Origin of the sequence: Limosilactobacillus walteri, from assembly GCF_014830205.1 — a bacterium.
Taxonomy (GTDB): domain Bacteria; phylum Bacillota; class Bacilli; order Lactobacillales; family Lactobacillaceae; genus Limosilactobacillus; species Limosilactobacillus walteri.
The window spans coordinates 1-19,496 of record NZ_QORN01000037.1 but is presented as its reverse complement, the minus strand read 5'-3'; the positions used below and the strand labels follow the sequence as shown (position 1 = coordinate 19,496).

18 protein-coding genes and 1 other annotated feature are annotated in these 19,496 nt (G+C 40.0%); of the genes, 16 read left to right on the top strand and 2 right to left on the bottom strand.

The window, feature by feature from the left end; translation table 11 throughout:
• Positions 1 to 47: 47 nt before the first annotated feature.
• Positions 48 to 251 (top strand) — a binding site (T-box leader).
• Positions 252 to 291: 40 nt separating this feature from the next.
• The 6 genes from pheS to DTK66_RS08670 all read left to right on the top strand — a co-directional run bounded on the left by pheS (position 292) and on the right by DTK66_RS08670 (position 6,469).
• Positions 292 to 1,338, top strand: coding sequence for a phenylalanine--tRNA ligase subunit alpha (pheS, locus tag DTK66_RS08695; RefSeq protein ID WP_153930892.1), 1,047 nt, complete (start codon positions 292 to 294; stop codon positions 1,336 to 1,338).
• Positions 1,339 to 1,344: 6 nt separating this feature from the next.
• Positions 1,345 to 3,762, top strand: a complete 2,418-nt coding sequence (pheT, locus tag DTK66_RS08690) for a phenylalanine--tRNA ligase subunit beta (protein WP_191668423.1) — start codon at positions 1,345 to 1,347, stop codon at positions 3,760 to 3,762.
• A 212-nt stretch (positions 3,763 to 3,974) separates the two neighbouring features.
• Positions 3,975 to 4,628, top strand: coding sequence for a C40 family peptidase (locus DTK66_RS08685; protein ID WP_191668422.1), 654 nt, complete (start codon positions 3,975 to 3,977; stop codon positions 4,626 to 4,628).
• A 112-nt stretch (positions 4,629 to 4,740) separates the two neighbouring features.
• Positions 4,741 to 5,397: a uridine kinase gene (udk, locus tag DTK66_RS08680; protein ID WP_153930894.1), complete on the top strand. Its 657-nt coding sequence runs from the start codon at positions 4,741 to 4,743 to the stop codon at positions 5,395 to 5,397.
• Positions 5,398 to 5,459: 62 nt separating this feature from the next.
• Positions 5,460 to 5,936, top strand: a complete 477-nt coding sequence (gene greA / locus DTK66_RS08675) for a transcription elongation factor GreA (protein ID WP_153930895.1) — start codon at positions 5,460 to 5,462, stop codon at positions 5,934 to 5,936.
• A 140-nt stretch (positions 5,937 to 6,076) separates the two neighbouring features.
• Positions 6,077 to 6,469, top strand: a complete 393-nt coding sequence (locus DTK66_RS08670; RefSeq protein ID WP_191668421.1) for a HesB/YadR/YfhF family protein — start codon at positions 6,077 to 6,079, stop codon at positions 6,467 to 6,469.
• Positions 6,470 to 6,524: 55 nt separating this feature from the next.
• Here DTK66_RS08670 and DTK66_RS08665 read toward each other — a convergent pair whose 3' ends face one another.
• On the bottom strand, positions 6,525 to 9,146 hold the full coding sequence (locus tag DTK66_RS08665; protein WP_191668420.1) for a YfhO family protein: 2,622 nt from the start codon (positions 9,144 to 9,146) through the stop codon (positions 6,525 to 6,527).
• A gap of 210 nt (positions 9,147 to 9,356) precedes the next feature.
• Between DTK66_RS08665 and DTK66_RS08660 the strand changes: the two genes are divergently transcribed.
• From DTK66_RS08660 to DTK66_RS08630, 7 genes are all read left to right on the top strand, one after another.
• Positions 9,357 to 11,456, top strand: a complete 2,100-nt coding sequence (locus DTK66_RS08660; RefSeq protein WP_191668419.1) for a peptidoglycan D,D-transpeptidase FtsI family protein — start codon at positions 9,357 to 9,359, stop codon at positions 11,454 to 11,456.
• A gap of 139 nt (positions 11,457 to 11,595) precedes the next feature.
• Entirely contained in the window at positions 11,596 to 11,745 is a 150-nt protein-coding gene (gene rpmG, locus DTK66_RS08655; RefSeq protein WP_003664049.1) for a 50S ribosomal protein L33, read from the top strand.
• A gap of 186 nt (positions 11,746 to 11,931) precedes the next feature.
• Positions 11,932 to 12,486, top strand: a complete 555-nt coding sequence (locus DTK66_RS08650; protein WP_191668418.1) for a 5-formyltetrahydrofolate cyclo-ligase — start codon at positions 11,932 to 11,934, stop codon at positions 12,484 to 12,486.
• A gap of 4 nt (positions 12,487 to 12,490) precedes the next feature.
• Complete coding sequence (locus tag DTK66_RS08645) at positions 12,491 to 13,150, top strand: rhomboid family intramembrane serine protease (RefSeq protein WP_153930903.1); 660 nt, start codon at positions 12,491 to 12,493, stop codon at positions 13,148 to 13,150.
• A gap of 6 nt (positions 13,151 to 13,156) precedes the next feature.
• Positions 13,157 to 13,396 carry a YqgQ family protein gene (locus tag DTK66_RS08640; RefSeq protein WP_191668417.1) on the top strand — a complete coding sequence of 80 codons (240 nt, stop codon included), beginning with the start codon at positions 13,157 to 13,159 and terminating at the stop codon, positions 13,394 to 13,396.
• A gap of 22 nt (positions 13,397 to 13,418) precedes the next feature.
• On the top strand, positions 13,419 to 14,390 hold the full coding sequence (locus DTK66_RS08635; protein ID WP_153930905.1) for an ROK family glucokinase: 972 nt from the start codon (positions 13,419 to 13,421) through the stop codon (positions 14,388 to 14,390).
• A 20-nt stretch (positions 14,391 to 14,410) separates the two neighbouring features.
• Positions 14,411 to 14,830, top strand: a complete 420-nt coding sequence (locus tag DTK66_RS08630) for a rhodanese-like domain-containing protein (RefSeq protein WP_153930906.1) — start codon at positions 14,411 to 14,413, stop codon at positions 14,828 to 14,830.
• Between the two features lie 98 nt (positions 14,831 to 14,928).
• Here the strand turns inward: DTK66_RS08630 and DTK66_RS08625 are convergent, their stop codons facing one another.
• Positions 14,929 to 15,105, bottom strand: coding sequence for a DUF3042 family protein (locus DTK66_RS08625; RefSeq protein WP_003664039.1), 177 nt, complete (start codon positions 15,103 to 15,105; stop codon positions 14,929 to 14,931).
• Positions 15,106 to 15,218: 113 nt separating this feature from the next.
• Here DTK66_RS08625 and miaA point away from each other — a divergent pair, with 113 nt between their 5' ends.
• The 3 genes from miaA to gltX all read left to right on the top strand — a co-directional run bounded on the left by miaA (position 15,219) and on the right by gltX (position 19,386).
• Complete coding sequence (miaA, locus tag DTK66_RS08620) at positions 15,219 to 16,142, top strand: tRNA (adenosine(37)-N6)-dimethylallyltransferase MiaA (RefSeq protein WP_153930907.1); 924 nt, start codon at positions 15,219 to 15,221, stop codon at positions 16,140 to 16,142.
• Between the two features lie 172 nt (positions 16,143 to 16,314).
• Positions 16,315 to 17,658 (top strand): type I glutamate--ammonia ligase, encoded by a 1,344-nt coding sequence (gene glnA / locus DTK66_RS08615; RefSeq protein WP_153930908.1) that lies wholly within the window; start codon positions 16,315 to 16,317, stop codon positions 17,656 to 17,658.
• Between the two features lie 222 nt (positions 17,659 to 17,880).
• On the top strand, positions 17,881 to 19,386 hold the full coding sequence (gltX, locus tag DTK66_RS08610) for a glutamate--tRNA ligase (protein WP_191668416.1): 1,506 nt from the start codon (positions 17,881 to 17,883) through the stop codon (positions 19,384 to 19,386).
• The last annotated feature ends 110 nt before the right edge of the window (positions 19,387 to 19,496 follow it).

Below are 19,496 nucleotides of genomic sequence, written 5' to 3'. Positions count from 1 at the left end.
ATAACGCTTGACGCCCTGATGATGATTGTCTAGAATATGTAATTGAGTTAAAGGCAATGATGGAGACTAGTAGCTGGATGATCCTGTTAGAGAGTCGTGATCTGATTCTGAGAGTTGCGATCAGTGATTTAAGGTGAATTTCATTTCCGGAGCTGATACGTAATGGTATTCCGGCTAATCACCGTTATTGATTATTGAGTGTGTAGGATTTCCTACAAACTAGGGTGGTACCGCGTAACCTCGTCCCTATATTGGGATGAGGTTTTTTTATTTAAATTAAGGAGTGAAAGTATGGGATTAAAAGAAAAATTAGCCGATTTGCGGGAGCAAGGATTGCAAGATATTAAGCAATCAGAGGACCTAAAAAAGGTTAATGAAATTCGTGTTAAAATGCTTGGAAAGAAAGGGCCAATCACCTCGGTCCTTCGTGGAATGCGGGAATTAAGCGCTGAGGAACGCCCTAAGGTTGGCCAATTTGCCAACAAGGTGCGCGATGAGTTGGCTGCGGCGATTGAAGCGAAGCGGACAGAATTAGAACAAGCTGCAATGAACGCTAAGCTTGCCGCCCAGACAATTGATGTTACTCTTCCAGGAACACCGGTTGCACAGGGAGAACCTCATGTTATCCAGCAAATTATTGACCAAGTTGTCGATTTATTTGTATCAATGGGTTATGAAGTAGCAGTTGGTGATGAAGTTGAGCAAGAAGTTTACAACTTTGAAAAGCTTAATTTACCTAAAGACCACCCTGCACGGGACATGCAAGATACTTTCTATGTGACCCCATCAGTATTGATGCGGACACAGACATCGCCAATGCAAGCACGAATGTTAGAAAAGCATGATTTTAGTCAAGGACCGCTAAAAATGATTTCACCAGGTAAGGTTTACCGGCGGGATACTGATGATGCGACGCACAGTCACCAATTCCACCAGATCGAAGGGATGGTAGTTGGTAAAAACATCACGATGGCGGACCTCAAGGGAACGCTTGAGGCGGTTGCCCAAAACCTCTTTGGCGATAAGTTAAAGGTTCGTCTGCGGCCAAGCTACTTCCCATTTACCGAACCGTCAGTTGAAGCCGATATTACTTGTTTTAACTGTTTAGGGAAAGGCTGTGCCATTTGTAAGCATACTGGTTGGATCGAAGTGCTTGGTGCTGGGATGGTGCACCCCAATGTCTTAAAGATGTCAGGTGTTGACCCAGAAGAATACGGTGGTTTTGCCTTTGGGTTAGGACCAGATCGTTTTGCAATGTTGAAGTACGGGGTTGATGACATCCGTAACTTCTACCTTAACGATGTGCGCTTCCTCAACCAATTCGACCAGAAAGGATAATGTGAAATGAAAGTATCATACCAATGGTTACAAGAATACCTTGATTTAGATGTAACGCCACAAGATCTCGCGGAAAAGATTGCGCGGACGTCAGTTGACATTAATGATGTTTATTCATTAAGTGACGGGTTGAAAAATATTGTGGTCGGAGAAGTTATGGAATGTGAAAGCCATCCGGATTCTGACCACTTACACGTTTGCCAAGTTGATGTTGGTGCAGAACAGCCGATTCAAATTGTCTGTGGTGCACCAAATGTTCAGGCCGGTAAAAAAGTAATTGTGGCCTTAAATGGGGCGCGAATTGCCGATAACCAAAAGATTAAACGGGGGAAGATCCGCGGAGTAGAATCTAACGGGATGCTTTGTGCGCTACAAGAAATCGGCTTTAGCGACAAGATTGCACCAAAAGATTATGAAGAAGGAATCTACTTCTTACCTGACGATGCCAAAAATGGTGATTCGGTATTTAAGTATTTAGGGATGGACGACACAATCATTGATACAGACGTAACGCCTAACCGTGGTGATATGCTTAGTATTTATGGTAATGTTAATGATATCGCTGCCTTTTATAGCTTAAAACCGCATTTTAAGGAATTAGCTGTTGAAGAAGATAGCACGGAAAAGACTAGCGACCTAGTTCAAGCTGATATTAAAGACGCTAAGATCGCCCCAACATATAAATTACGAGTTATTAAAGATGTTAAGATTGCTGATAGTCCGCTTTGGCTCCAGATTCGGTTATGGAATAGCGGAATTCGGCCCGTTAATAATGTAGTAGATGTTACTAATTATATTCTCTTAAAGTATGGTCAACCACTTCACAGTTATGATTATGACCAGCTGTCAAGTCACAATTTCGGCGTGCGGCATGCTAATGAAGGGGAAAAGTTCGTTACGCTTGATGGAAATGAGCAAAAGTTAAAAGAAGCTGATATTGTGGTAACAGTAGATGACCAACCAGTTGCCCTTGCTGGAACGATGGGTGGTCAGGGGACAGCTGTTAGTGACAATACAACTACCGTAGCGTTAGAGGCTGCTATTTTTGATTCTGTGATGGTTCGAAAACAAGCACGGCGTTTGGACCTTCATAGTGAGTCATCGATGCGCTTTGAACGGGGCATTAACCCTGCAACTGTTGAGACAGCACTCGATGAAGCAGCTGAAATGATCAAAGAACTTGCTGGCGGAACTGTTACGGCCGGAATTGTGACCGGAAGTGAAGCGCCAATTGTTAATAAATCAATTGTCCTCTCCTTAGCTAAAGTTAACCATGTCCTTGGAACCAATCTGACAATGGACGAAGTTAAGAATATTTTTGATCGGTTAGCGTTTGATTACCATCAAGATACTGATGATCAATTAACAGTAATTGCGCCAGCACGTCGGTGGGATATTAGTTTAGCAGCTGACCTTTACGAAGAAATTGCGCGGATCTATGGATATGATAATTTACCGTCAACTTTACCAACAATGACGCGGAATCGTGGTGGATTGACGCCACGCCAGCGCTTTATCCGTGCAAGCCGTCATGACCTCGAAGGAATGGGCTTAACTCAAGCTATCAGCTATTCACTAACAACGGTTGCGAAGGCTAAGCAGTTCCAGATTACACCACTGACTGAACCAATGAAATTAGACTTTCCAATGAGTTCAGACCATGTTGCTACGCGGATGAATATTATTAGCGGTTTGCTTAATGATATTGCCTATAATGTTGCGCGCAATGTGGATAATGTTGCCTTATATGAACAAGGACGGGTCTTCTTACCAAAGGGTGGCGAACGTCCCGAAGAACAAGAACATATTGCAGCAGCCGTAACTGGTCAACTAGTTGCTAATAGTTGGAATAAGAAAGATCAACAAGTTGATTTCTTCCAATTAAAGGGAATTGTTGAACGTTATATGCACAATATGGGAGTTGCTGGGCAAATTTCATTTGTACCAACTGCTGACCGTTCAGAAATGCATCCAGGACGGACCGCTGATATCAAGATTGATAACGAATTAGTTGGGTTTATCGGTCAGGTTCACCCTCAAACAGCCAAAGAATATAAGATTCCAGAAACCTATGTTTTTGAGCTTAATCTTGAAGCCTTGCTTACCGCACCAAAGATTGAAAATGAATATACGCCAATTAGTAAATACCCGTCTATTACTCGGGATATTGCCCTTTTAGTTGATCGTGATGTTGAAAATGCAACAATTGTTGAAGCGATTAAGCAAAAGGGTGGAGCCTTCTTAAAGGATGTTCACCTATTTGACGTTTATGCTGGTTCACATCTTCCGGCTGGTAAGAAGTCCTTAGCATATACATTGACTTACCAAGATAACAATGGTACCTTAACCGAAGATCAAGTAAACGCTGCCTTTGATAAGGTTACAGCTTTCTTGAAAGACAAGGTTAAAGCTGAAATTCGTTAAAATGATGTTAGAGAGATTGTGTAAAATTAAATTTGCAGAATCTCTTTAATCTTTTTAAATTAAAAAATGCAAAGATCAAATTTTTACGTATATATAATAATAGGGACTGCTGATTGATAAAAAGGCGGTTGAAGATTTTTTGGTTTTCTGCTATTTTATTAATAGTTTGATAAGTTTTTTAATAATTTCGTAAAAAAGAGAAAGGACAAATAATGAAAAGTACAACAAAGAAAATTTTAGCGTCATCACTTGGAATGGCTGGCGCAATGGCAATGGGAACAGTTACTGCTAAAGCCGATACGACTATTACTGTCAATGCTGGTGACAATTTAAATGCAATTGCACAAAAGTACAATGTGAGCGCAGATGATATTGCAACCGCTAATCACCTGCAAAATAAAGAACTGATTTTCGCTGGTCAGAAGCTAACTATTCCGACAAAAAATAAGGATAATTCAGCTACAAATAATAGCCAACCGGCAACTAATCAAAAGCAAAGTCAAGACGGTAAAAATAGTCAAAGTTTGAAAGATTCAGTTAATAAAGCAATGTCTTACTTAGGCACCCCGTATGTTTGGGGCGGGAATAAGCCGGGCGGATTTGATTGTTCTGGATTAGTTCAGTACTGTTATGGCATTCCGCAGCGGACAACTTATGAGCAGCAAGCACTAGGGCCACATATTCATGACAATGTCTTAAATGCCCCATATGGTGCTCTTGTATTCTATGGTTCGGATGACGCGCCATACCACGTTGCTATTTCTCTTGGCGATGGTCGAATTATCCAGGCGCCAAATGAAAATGAAACAGTTAAGATTACTGATCAACAATACTTCCCAGGTAATTATTACGTGGTAATGCACTAGAATCTTCTCTTTAGGGTCACTTTTAATAATTTAAATTAGTAATTATCTTGCGCATCGTATGCGAGTGCTATATACTATTTCAGATTAGAAAGTTTAATGAGGAGACAAATTGATGAGTATTCAAGAGGACAAACACCCAGTCGTGATTGGCGTTACCGGGGGTTCTGGTAGTGGAAAGACAACAGTAAGCAACAAGATTTATAATCAATTACATGGACAAGCAATCCAGATTATTAATCAAGACACTTATTACAATGATCAATCAGATATGACAATGGAAGAACGGAAAAAGGTAAATTATGACCACCCGTTGGCATTTGATACTGACCTTTTGATTAAGCAGTTAGCTGACTTGCGGAATAATAGGGCAGTTGAAATGCCGGTATATGACTATACCCAATATACTCGGTCAGCAAAGACCGTTCATGTTGAACCAACAGATGTGATTATCTTAGAAGGGATTCTAATCCTTGATGATGAGCGTTTACGGGATCTGATGGATATTAAGGTCTATGTTGATACTGATGATGATATTCGGATTATTCGGCGGATTCAGCGGGATATGGTCGAGCGTGGACGTTCGCTTGACTCGATTATTACCCAGTACCTTGCAACGGTTAAACCAATGTACCACCAATTTGTCGAACCAACCAAACGGTATGCTGACATTATCGTACCAGAGGGTGGCGAGAATCAGGTTGCGATTGACCTATTGTCAACTAAGATTCGTGATATTTTAGTAAAGCGTGGACATACTGAATTACAATAGGTGTTTACAAGCTGAAATAGAAATGGTAATGTTGCACTGATAAATTATGAGGAGTGTTTATAATGGCTGAAGAAAAAACTTTTCCAATGACCCTTGAAGGGAAGAAAAAGCTTGAAGATGAACTTGAAGAATATCGCTTGAAGCGTCGTCCAGAGGTTATTAAGCGCATAAAGATTGCTCGTAGTTACGGGGACTTATCTGAAAACTCAGAATATGAGTCAGCTAAAGATGAGCAGGCAATGGTTGAGAGTCGGATTGCGCAAATTGAAAATATGCTTCAATATGCTGAAATCATTGATAATGAAGATGTTGATAAAGATGAAGTATCAATGGGACGGACAATTACGATTCAAGAATTACCAGATGAAGAACCAGAAGAATACCAAATTGTTGGTGAATCTGAATCTGATCCTTTCAATGGCAAGATTTCAAATGAATCACCAATGGCTAAAGGTTTGTTAGGACACAAGGTTGGCGAAGAAGTTGAGGTTGAAGTTCCTAATGGGACCATCAAGGTTAAAATTGTAAAAGTTGACTAATTGTGCAAAAAGGACTCACAGTGAGGTAATCATTGTGAGTCTTTTTTAGCAGATCACTTTTAACTCGTTGGTATTAAGTTATTACTATGTTATAGTAAGGAGTATGAAAACGATACCAACAAGAGTGAGGATGAACTAAAATGAAATTAATTATTACAGATGCTGCAAGTAAATGGTTTCGTGATGAGATGGGTCTTCAAACAGGTAATGGAATAAAATTTTATGGAAAAACCTATGGGCAAACGGAAGTTCATCATGGCTTTTCCCAAGGATTTACCCGTGAAGATCAGGCGGTTGATCCAATCTTAGAAGTTGAAAAAGATGGGATAAATTACCATATTGATTCTTTAGATGATTGGTTCTTTAAGGGGCTAATTACCACGGTTGATTATAGCGGTGAAGAGGATGGACCGGTCTTTCATTTTCAACATGAAGATGGGGATGCTACTCCCGATGTGGCTGGGCTGGCCCATGATGCTGATGATCATGCGGATAATAAAGCAGATGCATCAACAGGAGCTTCGCGAAAATAACAAAAGCGCAATTATGCAATGGAGATATACTCCGATTATGCATAACTGCGCTTCTTTAGTTACTAAAGATAGACTTTTGCTGATGTTCTTTTCTGACCCACCAACCAGTAATTACGAGACTAATAAGGGTGATTATTAACCCTAAGATTAAGTAAGGTGGACGGTAATAGAATTCAACATGGTGCTTTCCTGGACTCATCGGGATTGCCATAAAAGTATTTAGGACTGTTCGTGGAGTAACTGGTCTACCATCGACTTTAACGTGCCAGCCAGTCGCAGCAGGAATTGTTGTCATCAGCACCCGTTGTCCAGCCTGGAGCTTAACCGTTCCGACAATCTTGTTGCTCCGGTATGAGCTAATCTTGAGCGGTGATTGCTGAAGCGTCTTCAAGCTTGCCTCAAATGGACGTTGTTTTAACTGGTAGATGCTGACATTTTGCATCCATAAGGTTGCCTTTTTCAGGCTAAGATTAATAGTAATTGTTTGTCCTTTTTGATCGTGTGCTACATTAATAACTACAGTATTGCGGAAAGTATCGTATTGAGTAAAATGCTTATTGTTCATTGTAATTGTAGCGTCTTCCTTAACGTTGGGGCCAAGGGTAAGGTAATAGGAATCATTTGTCGGCGGAATAAATTTTAATTGAACGGAGGCTGGCTGGAGAAGGTTTTGCTTACGGAAAATGGTTCCGGTAATTTGTTTTGCCTTTTGAACATTATTGAATTTAACCGAGCTAAAGTTTTGAACTGCAAATAGTGAATGGAAAGTTGGCCGACCAGCCAGGGTCTGGAAAACTTGTGATTGATAATTTAGCGGATCCATAGTTGTTCGTTGAAGGTTAAGGATTGCTGCATTTGCCCCAAAAGCAATAGGTAGGGAATTTGGATTTTCACGAAGATTAATAGCATTAGTATGCCCGGTTAGCGGGTAGTTATACCAATCAGGACGATAGCCAGATAATGGTAATTCCTGTCCGGTAGGTGTATTACGGGCATTCATCGTATATTTATAACCGAGCAGGGCATCGCTAACTTCTGTTCCATTAGCATAGGTGACAAAGCCATCCCCATCTGGCTGCCCAATTGCACCCATGAATGCCGGAATTGGGGGCTCAAGAGTAGAACCAAAATGATCACCAGCATTAAAATCGGCTTGGAAAGGGTCATCTTTGGTCCGCATAAAAGTCTTAGCTACCCGGTAAAGTCCATCATCGTTCTCCTTAAGTTTGTGAACTGCTTTATCAAGGGCGATGGTATAGTTGCCAAATTCTGGTTGTGATACATATGAAATCTTATTTAGGGCGGTGTAGCCACTCATTGCAATATCACAGACTGCAAGTAAGATTAAAAGAACATCATATAGGCGGGGAGAGTTTTTTCGCGGTATACAGAGACAACAAATAGCAATCAAGGCAAAACAAAGGCCAATATTTCGTTGATTGTTATTAATATAAGACAAATTTAATGTACCAACATACCAATAAATGGCAACAATTAAGATCGTTAGTAAAATTGCACTTCGTCTTTTGATTTGAAAATTAGGTTGAATAACTTTAGCAGCAAGATAAATGCACCAGAATGAAAATAGAAATGAGAAGCGGTACGGATACCAGACTGGAAATTGGCCCGCGTGCCACAGTAAATCAAGTGGTTCATAACAAAAAGAGAGAATAAAGAATAATGAAATAACTACGCCGATGATTCGCCGTTTAAGGGCAAAACGATGATCAAAGAAGTAAAGACAAGCGCCAATCATTAACAGCATTCCAATATAGATGTTAGGTTGACCGCTCGGCATCTGCCCGAAGCTAAAAGAACCAGGGACGAGTTTGCCAAGCATTTTTGGCACAAAGTATTCAAAATGATTATGAATCTTTGTCTCAGTATAAGTTCCCTTACTTTGCATTAAGGCATAGAAAGTTGGCAAAAGAACAACTGCCGCAATTCCAGCAGCAAGAAGGGAACCAGCAATATAGCGAAGAAAGATAATGCCCCGTTGACGCCAAGTAGTAATAGCAGGCATCTGCCAGAGATAAAATAACAGGGTAAAGATAGCAATCATCCAGCCCATATAATAATTATCAATCATCATTACAGCGAGCCAACTTATATAAGTGCCTACGCGTTGCTGATAAATGAGGAGGAGCAGCCCCCAAATGATTAACGGCAAGAGGATGAGGGCGTCTTGCCAAATCATATTTAATTGGTTAGCAATCATCCACCCGTTCATTGAATAAACGGTACTAAAGGCGAGAATTCGCCAGCCTTGCTGTAATTCGGTTTTTTGCAATAACCAGGCAAAACTAAGACCAGCCAGACCGTAGCGAACAAGAGTTACAATGGTAATACCAGTGGCGAGGTGTTGGGCCGGGAAGAATAATAAAATCAAATTTAAGGGACTAAGAAGGTAATAGGCATTTGTCCCATACATTTCCCCGCCGAGACCCTTGCTAAACGAATAAAAGAAACTGCTTGGATGATGTAATAAGGTATTTCGCAAATAAGCAAAAAAGTCGACATACTGCTGACCGAGATCAACAGTTAACAAGCTGCTTTTACCAAAAGGCGTCATTTGACGGTACATGAAATAACAGGCCATCAGTATGACTGGTAATAAGAAACTTGCAATTAAAATTTTACGTCGATATAAATGATTATGTTGTTGATATAAAAACACAGCAAACTTCTCCTTCTTCTCATTAAATAGACACATCCACCCTATCATATCCTGTTTCAAAATGATATTCATTACTATTGTTCATTAAATTTCATTAAATCATTGGAATAAGTTCTTCATTTCTTATAAAATAAAGAGTATTATTTTCACGTTAGTAGTGGTAAATTATCTGTGGAGACGGGTGATTTTTGCTAAAATAGATTCACTACAATGAAGGAGAATTGTAAAACTGTGAAATTCTTTGATCGAATAATGAACTTATTTGGTTCACATAATAAAAAACGGCAAAATGCACAGTCGATTATTCCGTTTCGGTTAAATATGCTATTGTGGATTGTCGGTATTTTGCTACTAGCTTTAACTATTCGACTATTTTACCTCCAAGTCTTACAGGGAACATCATATAAGGCGGAAGTAAAAAGATCTGATACGACGACCCAGACTAATAACGTTCAGCGGGGGATGATATACGATGCACAGGGCAATGTCCTTGTTGGAAATCAGACTCACCAAGCTATTACATATACGAAAGGTGCTAACGTTACTTCAGATCAGCTTTATCAAATTGCTAATCGCTTGGGACGGTACGTATCAGTTTCTAATAAAAATTCACGATTAACAGAACGGAATGAAGAAGACTACTATCTTGCTGATAAGGAACGGCTAAAGAGTGTCTTAAAACATGTTAAGACTTCAGACGAGGATTCAGAAGATACAAAATATAATAAGGCGCTGGATTACCTGAGTAATCATCCAGGATCATGGGAGTTAACTGACCAGCAAAAGAATAATGCCCGCATTTATGCAGCGATGAGCGGTGCCTATTCTCTTTCAACGACATATATTAAAGAGACCGGGGTTAGCGCAAAGGAATTAGCAGCGGTTGGTGAACACTTAAATGAGATGCCTGGAGTAAAAATTGGTACTTCCTGGACACGAAACTACCCGCAAGGTAAAGATATTCAATCATTGACAGGGACTGTTTCCACAACTGGACTGCCAAGTGATGAGGTCAACTCACTGCTTGCTCAAGGATATTCGCGAAATGATAGCGTTGGACAGAGTTACTTAGAAAAACAATTCCAAGCAACCTTAGCAGGATCAAAATCACAAACAGAAGTTACAACTAATGGGAATGATGTAACAAAAGAAAAGACCAAGTATCCTGGTAAAAAAGGGGATAATCTTGTTCTGACGATTAATTCTAAGTTCCAAAAGAAAGTCCAATCAATCTTACAGAATAATTACTCAGCAGCTGGAAATCAGTATTCAACAGGGGTCTATGCCGTGGTTATGAATCCTAATACAGGAGCAATCTATGCGATGGCTGGTATTGACCGTGATCCTGAAACTGGTAAAGAAACTCCTGATGAGATTGGGGCAATCAACCACCCGATTACGATGGGATCGGTCGTTAAGCCCGCCATGGTAATGGGTGCGTTAATGGATGGTGTTATTACCCCAACCAATAATACGCTAACTGATATGCCGATTAAAGTTGCCGGGACCTCTTCGAAGGGTTCATGGTTTAATCATGGAGGCTCTGCTAACATGGCGTTAAATGCGGCAACGGCTCTTGAAGTTTCATCGAACTCTTACATGATGCAATTGTTGATGAAAGAGGGAGGAATGAAATATTCGCCCAATGCTCAGATTACAATGAAGCCGACGATCTTTACTAAGGCCCGAGGATACTTCAATATGTTTGGTTTAGGTGTGAAGACTGGAATTGACTTGCCTGGTGAAACTAGTGGTTATACTGGTCCAGCCGATCAAAAGCATATTGGTTCGGCCCTTGACTTGTCCTATGGTAACTACGATGGTTATACCCCGATTCAATTGGCTCAGTATATGTCAACGATAGCCAATGGGGGTAATCGGATGCGTCCATATATTGTTAAAGAAATCCGTGGGACAAAGGCCAATGGTGAGCTTGGTCCGGTTGAATATACAACTAGACCACAAGTTCAAATGACAATTCCAGCCTCAAAGGCGGACTTTGACGTAGTAAAACAAGGACTTTACCAAGTGGTTCACGGATCAAATCGCTATATTACTGGTAAAGCATTGGCAAGTGTAAAGCCATCGATTTCTGGTAAGACAGGAACAGCTGAAACATATTACAAGTCTCATTCCACGACTACATTAAGTTTCGCTGGTTATGCTCCGTCAGATAATCCGCAAGTTGTTGTTGCCCTTGCTATTCCAGGAGCGTCTAACTCCGATGGGGGAGCAAATCTAACAATGGCTAAGCAAATTTTTGAAGCATATTGGAAGATTGTTCAAAGTTCTAAAGATGTTAGTAAATAATTAAAGCTGTCAAGGAAATTTCCTTAACAAAGTTTGATAAATTACTAGCCAAAATGAAAAATAAATGATATAGTTGTACGAGTTAGGGTTACGTTAAATAACCACGTTAAATAAAAGAAATAGTTTGGAGGTCAAAACAATGCGTGTCAACATTACACTTGAATGTACTTCATGCCACGAACGGACTTACTTAACTAGCAAGAACCGTCGTCACAACCCAGATCGTCTTGAATTAAACAAGTACTGTCCACGGGAACAAAAGGTTACATTACATCGGGAAACTAAGTAATGGCTAAATAGTAGGACTGAGGAATTTGTGTTCCTTAGTCCTCTTTTTTATAAAATGAATTAAATAAAGCTTTTGTCGTAGCATTATTCATTTTTATAAAAAAACGCTTGCATAAATTCGCACAAGCGGTGATAATAAAGGCTGATACCGTTTGTTATTTCACTATAAAGGAGCGGTCATAACATAATGGCTTATTCAAAGAAAGAATTGCGGCAAGCATATATTGCCCGCCTTCAACAATTAGACTTAAACACACGGCTTCACGAAGAACGTCAGTTAGCGTCGTTACTATATGATCAATCTGAATGGATCAATGCTAAAACGATTGCGACTACTTTGAGTCAGTCTTTTGAGATTGATACGGCCCCGATTATTCTTCATGCTCGTCATAAGGGACAGCAGATTGTTGTTCCTCGGACGTTGCCAAATCATCAAATGGAATTTGTTGAATTAAATGAAGATACGGATTTTGATGAGACGTCGTTTGGAATACTAGAACCCCACGAAGGTAAAGTTTACTCTCCAGATGAGATTGACTTAATGGTGGTGCCTGGAGTAGCGTTTACTGCTTCTGGTCACCGGATTGGGTTTGGTGGTGGCTATTATGATCGTTACCTTCAACATTATAATGGACCGACCATTTCAATGGCGTTAACGACCCAGTTAGCTAATGAAAATGAGTGGTCGCCAGACGAGTTTGATCAGCACATAGATAAAGTATTACATTTGCCGGAGATATAAAAAGATGCGGTCACAGGGATTAAAACTGGCGCCAGTGACGCTCACCTTAATAATCTTTCAAGTTCTTGTTTATTGCTGGTTAGTTTATGCAGGTGGTTCTACTAATACAACGGTCCTCCTTAACTCAGGAGCAAGAAGTACTACTTTGATTAGAGATGGGCAGTGGTGGCGTTTAATATCACCTGTGTTTTTACATGTTGGGCTATCGCATTTAGTTGTTAATAGTGTGACGCTTTTATATATTGGTCGTTATATCGAAGAATTCTTCGGTCATTGGCGAATGATTGTAATATATTTTGTTAGTGCAGTTTTCGGTAATTTAGTTAGTGCAGTCTTAATGCCTTCAACTATTTCGGCAGGGGCTAGCACAGCTATTTTTGGACTATTTGGAGCATTTTTGATGCTTGGCGTCTGTTTTCACCATAACGTTATTGTACGTGTTTTAAGTCGGACCTTTTTTCTATTCGTCATCATTAATATTGTGATGGATATTTTCCTTTCAGGAATTGACCTGGCAGGACATGTCGGTGGATTATTTGGCGGCTTTCTCATTGCATTTGTTGTTGGTGCCCCGTTATTAGGAAATATTAGCTTGATAAAGCGTTTCCTGAGTGGCACTATATTAACTGTGAGTTTGATAATACTAACTCTAGAATTGAAGTGATAATTTATGGCAGTCACCTCACGGATATACCGCACATTGTATGATGTTCAACAGTTGCTGAAAGAATTTAATGTGTTTGTATACGTTGGCAAAAGATTATACGATATAGAATTAATGGCAATTGAATTGGATAACTTATATCAATCTGGTGTCGTTGATAAGTCAACCTATGCTAAGGCAAAAATTGTTTTGCGCAAAGAACATCGTGAAGAACAAACGAGAATTAAAAGGGGTAAACTATATTAAATTGCCCAAGAAAGGAATCATTATGGCTAAAAAATTAATTGGTGTTGACCTTGGTGGTACGACCATCAAGTTTGCAATTTTAACGGAGAACGGTGAAATCCAACAAAAGTGGTCACTACGGACTAACATTTTGGATGATGGTTCACATATCGTCCCAGACATCATCGACTCAATTAATCACCACCTTGATTTATACAAGATGACACGCGATCAATTTATTGGAATTGGTATGGGTACACCGGGGACAATTGATCGTGAAGAAGGAACAGTTGTTGGAGCTTACAACTTAAACTGGAAGACGACCCAAAATGTTAAAGAACAGATTGAACAAGGCACAGGAATGCAATTTGCGCTTGATAACGATGCTAACGTTGCCGCTCTTGGTGAACGTTGGAAAGGTGCTGGTAATGAAGGTGATGATGTTGCATTCATGACTCTTGGTACTGGTGTCGGTGGTGGACTTATCTCCAATGGTAAGTTGATTCACGGTGTTGTTGGTGCCGGTGGGGAGGTAGGCCACATGATTGTTAAACCAAATGGCTACCTTTGTACCTGTGGTAATCATGGATGTCTTGAACAATATGCATCAGCTACTGGTATTGTTCACATTGCCCAAGATAAGGCCGAAGAATATGAAGGTAACAGCCGTTTAAAGGCAATGATTGACAACGGTGATGAAATTACAGCTAAAATCGTCTTTGACCTTGCAAAGGAAAATGACTACTTAGCAAATACTGTTGTTGACGAAGTATGTTTCTATCTTGGTTTAGCTGCTGCAAACTTGAGCAACGCGCTCAACCCTGAATACCTTGTTATTGGTGGTGGGGTTTCTGCAGCTGGGGAATTCTTATTGAAGCGAGTAAAGCAAAACTTTGAAAAATTTGCTTTCCCAACTGTCCGTACTTCAACTCAATTGAAGCTAGCTGAATTGGGTAATGATGCTGGTGTTATTGGTGCCGCATCATTGGCTCGTCAGTTTATCAACGAAGATTAATTTTAGTTTATTAAGGGGAAATGATAGTGGTACTTGGAGTTAGTTCTGGTTTGATGATTCTCAATGCTGTAATTTTAATCATCTTACTAGTATGGATTTTTAGCTGGGCATTTCAGACTTATCGTCGTAAGCATTATGCAACAGTGTTAAGTCAAGAGGATTTTAAAAAAGGAATGCGTAAAGCGCAGGTAATCGACCTCCGTCAAGAAAATGATTTTAAGCGGGGACATATTCTCGGTGCACGTAACTTACCGTACCCATACCTTCGCCAGCAATATGGCGAATTACGGAAAGACTTGCCAGTTTATCTTTATGATGAAGGAATGACATTAAGTACCCAAGCAGTTGCCTTTTTAGGTAAACATGGGTATAGTCACTTGTACATTTTAAAAGATGGTTACCGCGCATGGGACGGTAAGACTAAAAAGTCCAAGTATTAAAACAAAAGTAGTTATTACTTGTGTTTATAACTTTATCTACAAAAAAGGGGCCGATGACATCAAGTCACAGCCCTTCTTTTGTTTATAAAATCTAGTTATTATAGTTGGTGTGCGGAGCGACCCTTGCGAATAGCAGCTCGACGGTTTTGATCAAACTTTTCTTCCTCTTCTTCGGCAGGCTTAATAACAGTCTTATGGAAAGTCAGAACCCCACTAGCGATTGCAGCAACTGTTGCTAAACTACCAACTAAAATACCCTTTGCTAATTGTTTCATAACATAAAACCTCCTCGAAATTCTAGGTTACCTCCATTATGCAAGAATTAATGGTGATTTACCAGTAAGAAGGATAACTTTTAGCATAAAATTTATAAAAATGGAGAGTCAATATGAGTAAAGTAATTGCAATCGTTGGCCCAACGGCAGTAGGGAAAACAGCATTATCAATCAAACTAGCGCAAGCACTCAATGGTGAAATTATTTCAGGAGATTCAATGCAGGTCTATCGTCATTTAGATATCGGAACGGCCAAGGTCATGCCAGCAGAAATGGCAGGTGTTCCGCATCACCTAATTGATATTTGTGATATTGACGAGCGATTTTCCGCAGCTTGTTTTAAGAAAATGGCAAATGAAAAGATTACTGAGATTACAAGCCGCAATCACTTACCGATTATTGCCGGCGGGACTGGCTTCTACCTACAAGCTTTGACAGATAACCTTGCTCTTGGCAGCGACCAGTTTGACCAAGAAACGTTAAAAATCCGAAATTATTGGAAAACGCAAGCAAGAGAAAAAGGACCGGAATATGTATGGAAGCAGTTAGCAAAGCGTGATCCCGATGCTAGTACGCATATTCCACCAGCAAATACACGACGGGTAATTCGTGCGCTTGAAGTGATTCAAAAAACAGGTCAGCTCTTCTCAAAACAGCCCCAGTATATAACGGATAATGATTTTCTCTTAATTGGGTTAACAACCAATCGTCCAGCCTTATATGACCGGATTAATAAACGGGTGGACCTAATGATGGCTAATGGACTGTTGGAAGAAGCCCGCTGGTTATTTGATCATAATGGTGAAAATCTTCCAGCTGGAAAGGGGATTGGTTATCATGAATTGTTCCCGTACTTTCAGGGGAACTGTAGCCTTGATGATGCTGTCGCAAAGATTAAGCAAGATTCCCGTCATTATGCTAAGCGTCAACTAACCTGGTTTAGAAATAAGGCTGATACACATTGGTTTGACCTCTTGCGTAATCCAGAAGATATTAACCAAATTAAGCAGCTAATCGATGAATGGTTAAAAAAGTAAAGCTAAATGGGAAAGTTTTTGTTAATTGAAATAAAGCGTCTAAATAGAATTGACTTATGAGCTGTCTATTGTTATTCTATGTGACAGTGTTAAGGAGAGCGGCGGATGATTGAGACGATTGGTATAGTCGTTTTCACCTGTCGAGATTGTATGAAAGGGAATGAAAAGATTTATGGGTAAACACGTATTTACAAAAGATGAAGTTCGCCAACTGGTTAAGGATGAAGATATTCATTTCTTACGGGTGATGTTTACTGACCTATTAGGAACGATTAAGAGCGTTGACTTGCCGGTTAGTCAACTTGACAAGTTAATGGACAATAAAATTATGTTCGATGGTTCTTCAATCGATGGATTTGTCCGAATTGAAGAAAGTGACATGTACCTCTACCCAGATATGTCTACTTGGCTGGCATTCCCTTGGGGTGCAGAGCACGGTAAGGTTGCCCGCGTAATTTGCAGTGTTTATAAGACTGATGGTACCCCATTTGAAGGTGATCCCCGTAATAACTTAAAGCGTGTGCTTGAAGACATGCGCAAGATGGGCTTTAAGGACTTTAATATCGGTCCTGAGCCAGAATTCTTTCTTTTTAAGACTGATGAAAAGGGTAATCCGACAACAAACTTAAACGATAAAGAAAATTACTTTGATATGGAACCAGCTGATCCTGGCGAAGACTGTCGGCGCGATATTGTATTAGCCCTTGAAAAGATGGGCTTTGATGTTGAAGCTGCCCACCATGAAGTTGCTCCGGGACAACATGAAGTAGATTTCAAATATTCTGATGCGCTTGAAGCGGCTGATAACATTCAAACATTTAAGTTTGTTGTTAAGACAATTGCCAAGAACTATGGCTTCCATGCCACATTTATGCCTAAGCCATTATCAGGAATTAATGGTTCGGGAATGCACCTTAATATGTCATTATTTAAGCAAGATGGTACTAATGCATTCTTTGATGAAAATGATAAAGATCAGCTTTCTACAACAGCCTATCATTTTCTTGGCGGATTAATGAAACACGCGCGGAGTTATACAGCAATTTGCAACCCAATTGTTAACTCTTATAAGCGACTAGTTCCTGGTTACGAAGCACCGGTTTATGTTGCTTGGTCAACATCTAACCGGTCACCGCTTGTCCGGATCCCAAGTGATCGGGGGATGGGAACTCGGCTGGAATTACGATCAGCTGATCCATCAGCTAATCCTTACCTTGCAATTGCTGCTGTCCTTGAAGCCGGCCTTGATGGCTTGCGTAACAGCTTACCGCCAATTCACAATGTCGATGAAAACATCTACACAATGACGAAGGAAGAACGGGTAGAAAAAGATATTCGTGATTTACCTGATACCTTGCATAATGCATTGAAGTCATTAGCAGCCGATGAAGTTGTAAAAGGATCAATGGGTGACCACTTGTACCACAGCTTCATGGAAGCCAAGACGCGAGAATACGCTTCTTATCGTCAACACGTTTCTGATTGGGAACGGCAACACTATATGGAACAATACTAAAACTAAACTAACGTCTGGTTGTTGTACCAGGCGTTATTTATGCGAAAATGATTGATGAATTGACAAATATGTTGTTTCATATACAATTATATTTGTTGCATTGAAAGGAGTGCCGTCTATTAGGGATGACATCCTTTTAAAGGATTGTTAGAGGATTCTAACAGTCAGTTTTAATTTGGGGATATTATATCCTGATTAGTTACTAAAGGAGAGTCTTAGATAATGGATCAAAAGGTCAGAGTTCGATATGCACCTAGCCCAACAGGCTTCTTACATATTGGAAATGCTCAATCAGCATTATTTAATTATTTATTTGCGCGTCACTTTAACGGTACGATGGTATTACGGATTGAAGATACGGATACTAAGCGAAACGTTGAAGATGGTGAAGCTAGTCAAAAAGAAAACCTTCATTGGTTAGGAATTGACTGGGATGAAGGTCCAAACAAACCAAATCCAAAGTACGCTCCATACCGCCAAAGTGAACGTAACAAGGAAGGTATCTACCATAAGTACATCCAAGAATTATTAGATAAGGGAATTGCCTACAAAGACTACTCAACCGAAGAAGAATTAGCAGAGATGCGGGAACGTCAAAAGGCTAACAATGAACCGCCTCACTATGACGGCCGTTGGTACGGTAAGAGCGAAGAAGAACAAAAAGCTGCTGAAGCAAAAGGCTTAAAGCCAACTATTCGTTTCCATTTCCCTAAGGATCATGATTATGAATGGGACGATATTGCGCGGGGCCACGTTTCCTTTAATTCTGACAATCTTGGTGGGGACTTCATCATCGAAAAAAGTGATGGGATGCCTACTTATAACTTTGCGGTAGTAGTTGATGATCACACCATGGATATTACACATGTTTTACGGGGCGCTGATCATATTTCAAATACGCCAAAGCAAATTGCTATTTATGAAGCATTGGGCTGGGATCACCCAACTTTCTGTCATATCCCATTGATTTTTAACCCTAAGACTCGCAAGAAGTTAAGTAAGCGTGATAAGGATACATTACAGTTCATCAGCGAATACAAGAAGCATGGATACCTTCATGAAGCAATCTTTAACTTCATTGCTTTCTTAGGTTGGTCTCCAGTTGGTGAGCGTGAAATTTATTCAAAGGATGAATTGATTAAGGTATACGATCCAAAGCGGATGTCAAAGGCACCAGCATACTTTGACCAAAAGAAGCTCGATTGGATGAATGCCCAATACATCAAGAGTATGTCAATTGATGAACTTACGGATCGCACAATGAAACTAATTAAGGAAGGCGAAACTGAAGAAGCTGAGCGCCTCCAAACTATTCCAGAAGATCAATTAACTACCCTGCTTAAGAAGACGATTGAGGTTCACCAGCGTGATGTTAATAAATTACTTGAAGTGGTTCAATATGCATGGTCTTACTACACTGTCCTTGACCAATCATTTAACTATGACTTACTAAAGGACAATGAGGACTTTGCTAATGATGACGTCCTAGCGGTTATTAAGGGCTTAAAAGATAAGCTTGAAAATGGCGGGGACGATCTTGATTACAGTCAAGCAATTAAGGAGGTTGGTAAGGATACTGGTATTAAGGGTCGGGGATTATACTTCCCATTAAACTTAGCCTTTACTGGTTCAACCTCTGCACCACAAATTTACGAGATTATGGATATTTATTCTCGTGATACTGACATTGAATTACTTGATCGAATGATTAAGGCCTTTGAAAACTAAAATCATAGAAGCACAGTACAATTGTCTAAGGTTGTATTGTGCTTTTCATTTTAAAGTGGCCTATAATTAATTTAAGGAATGATTAAAAGGGGCTCTTCGTCAAGAAGTAC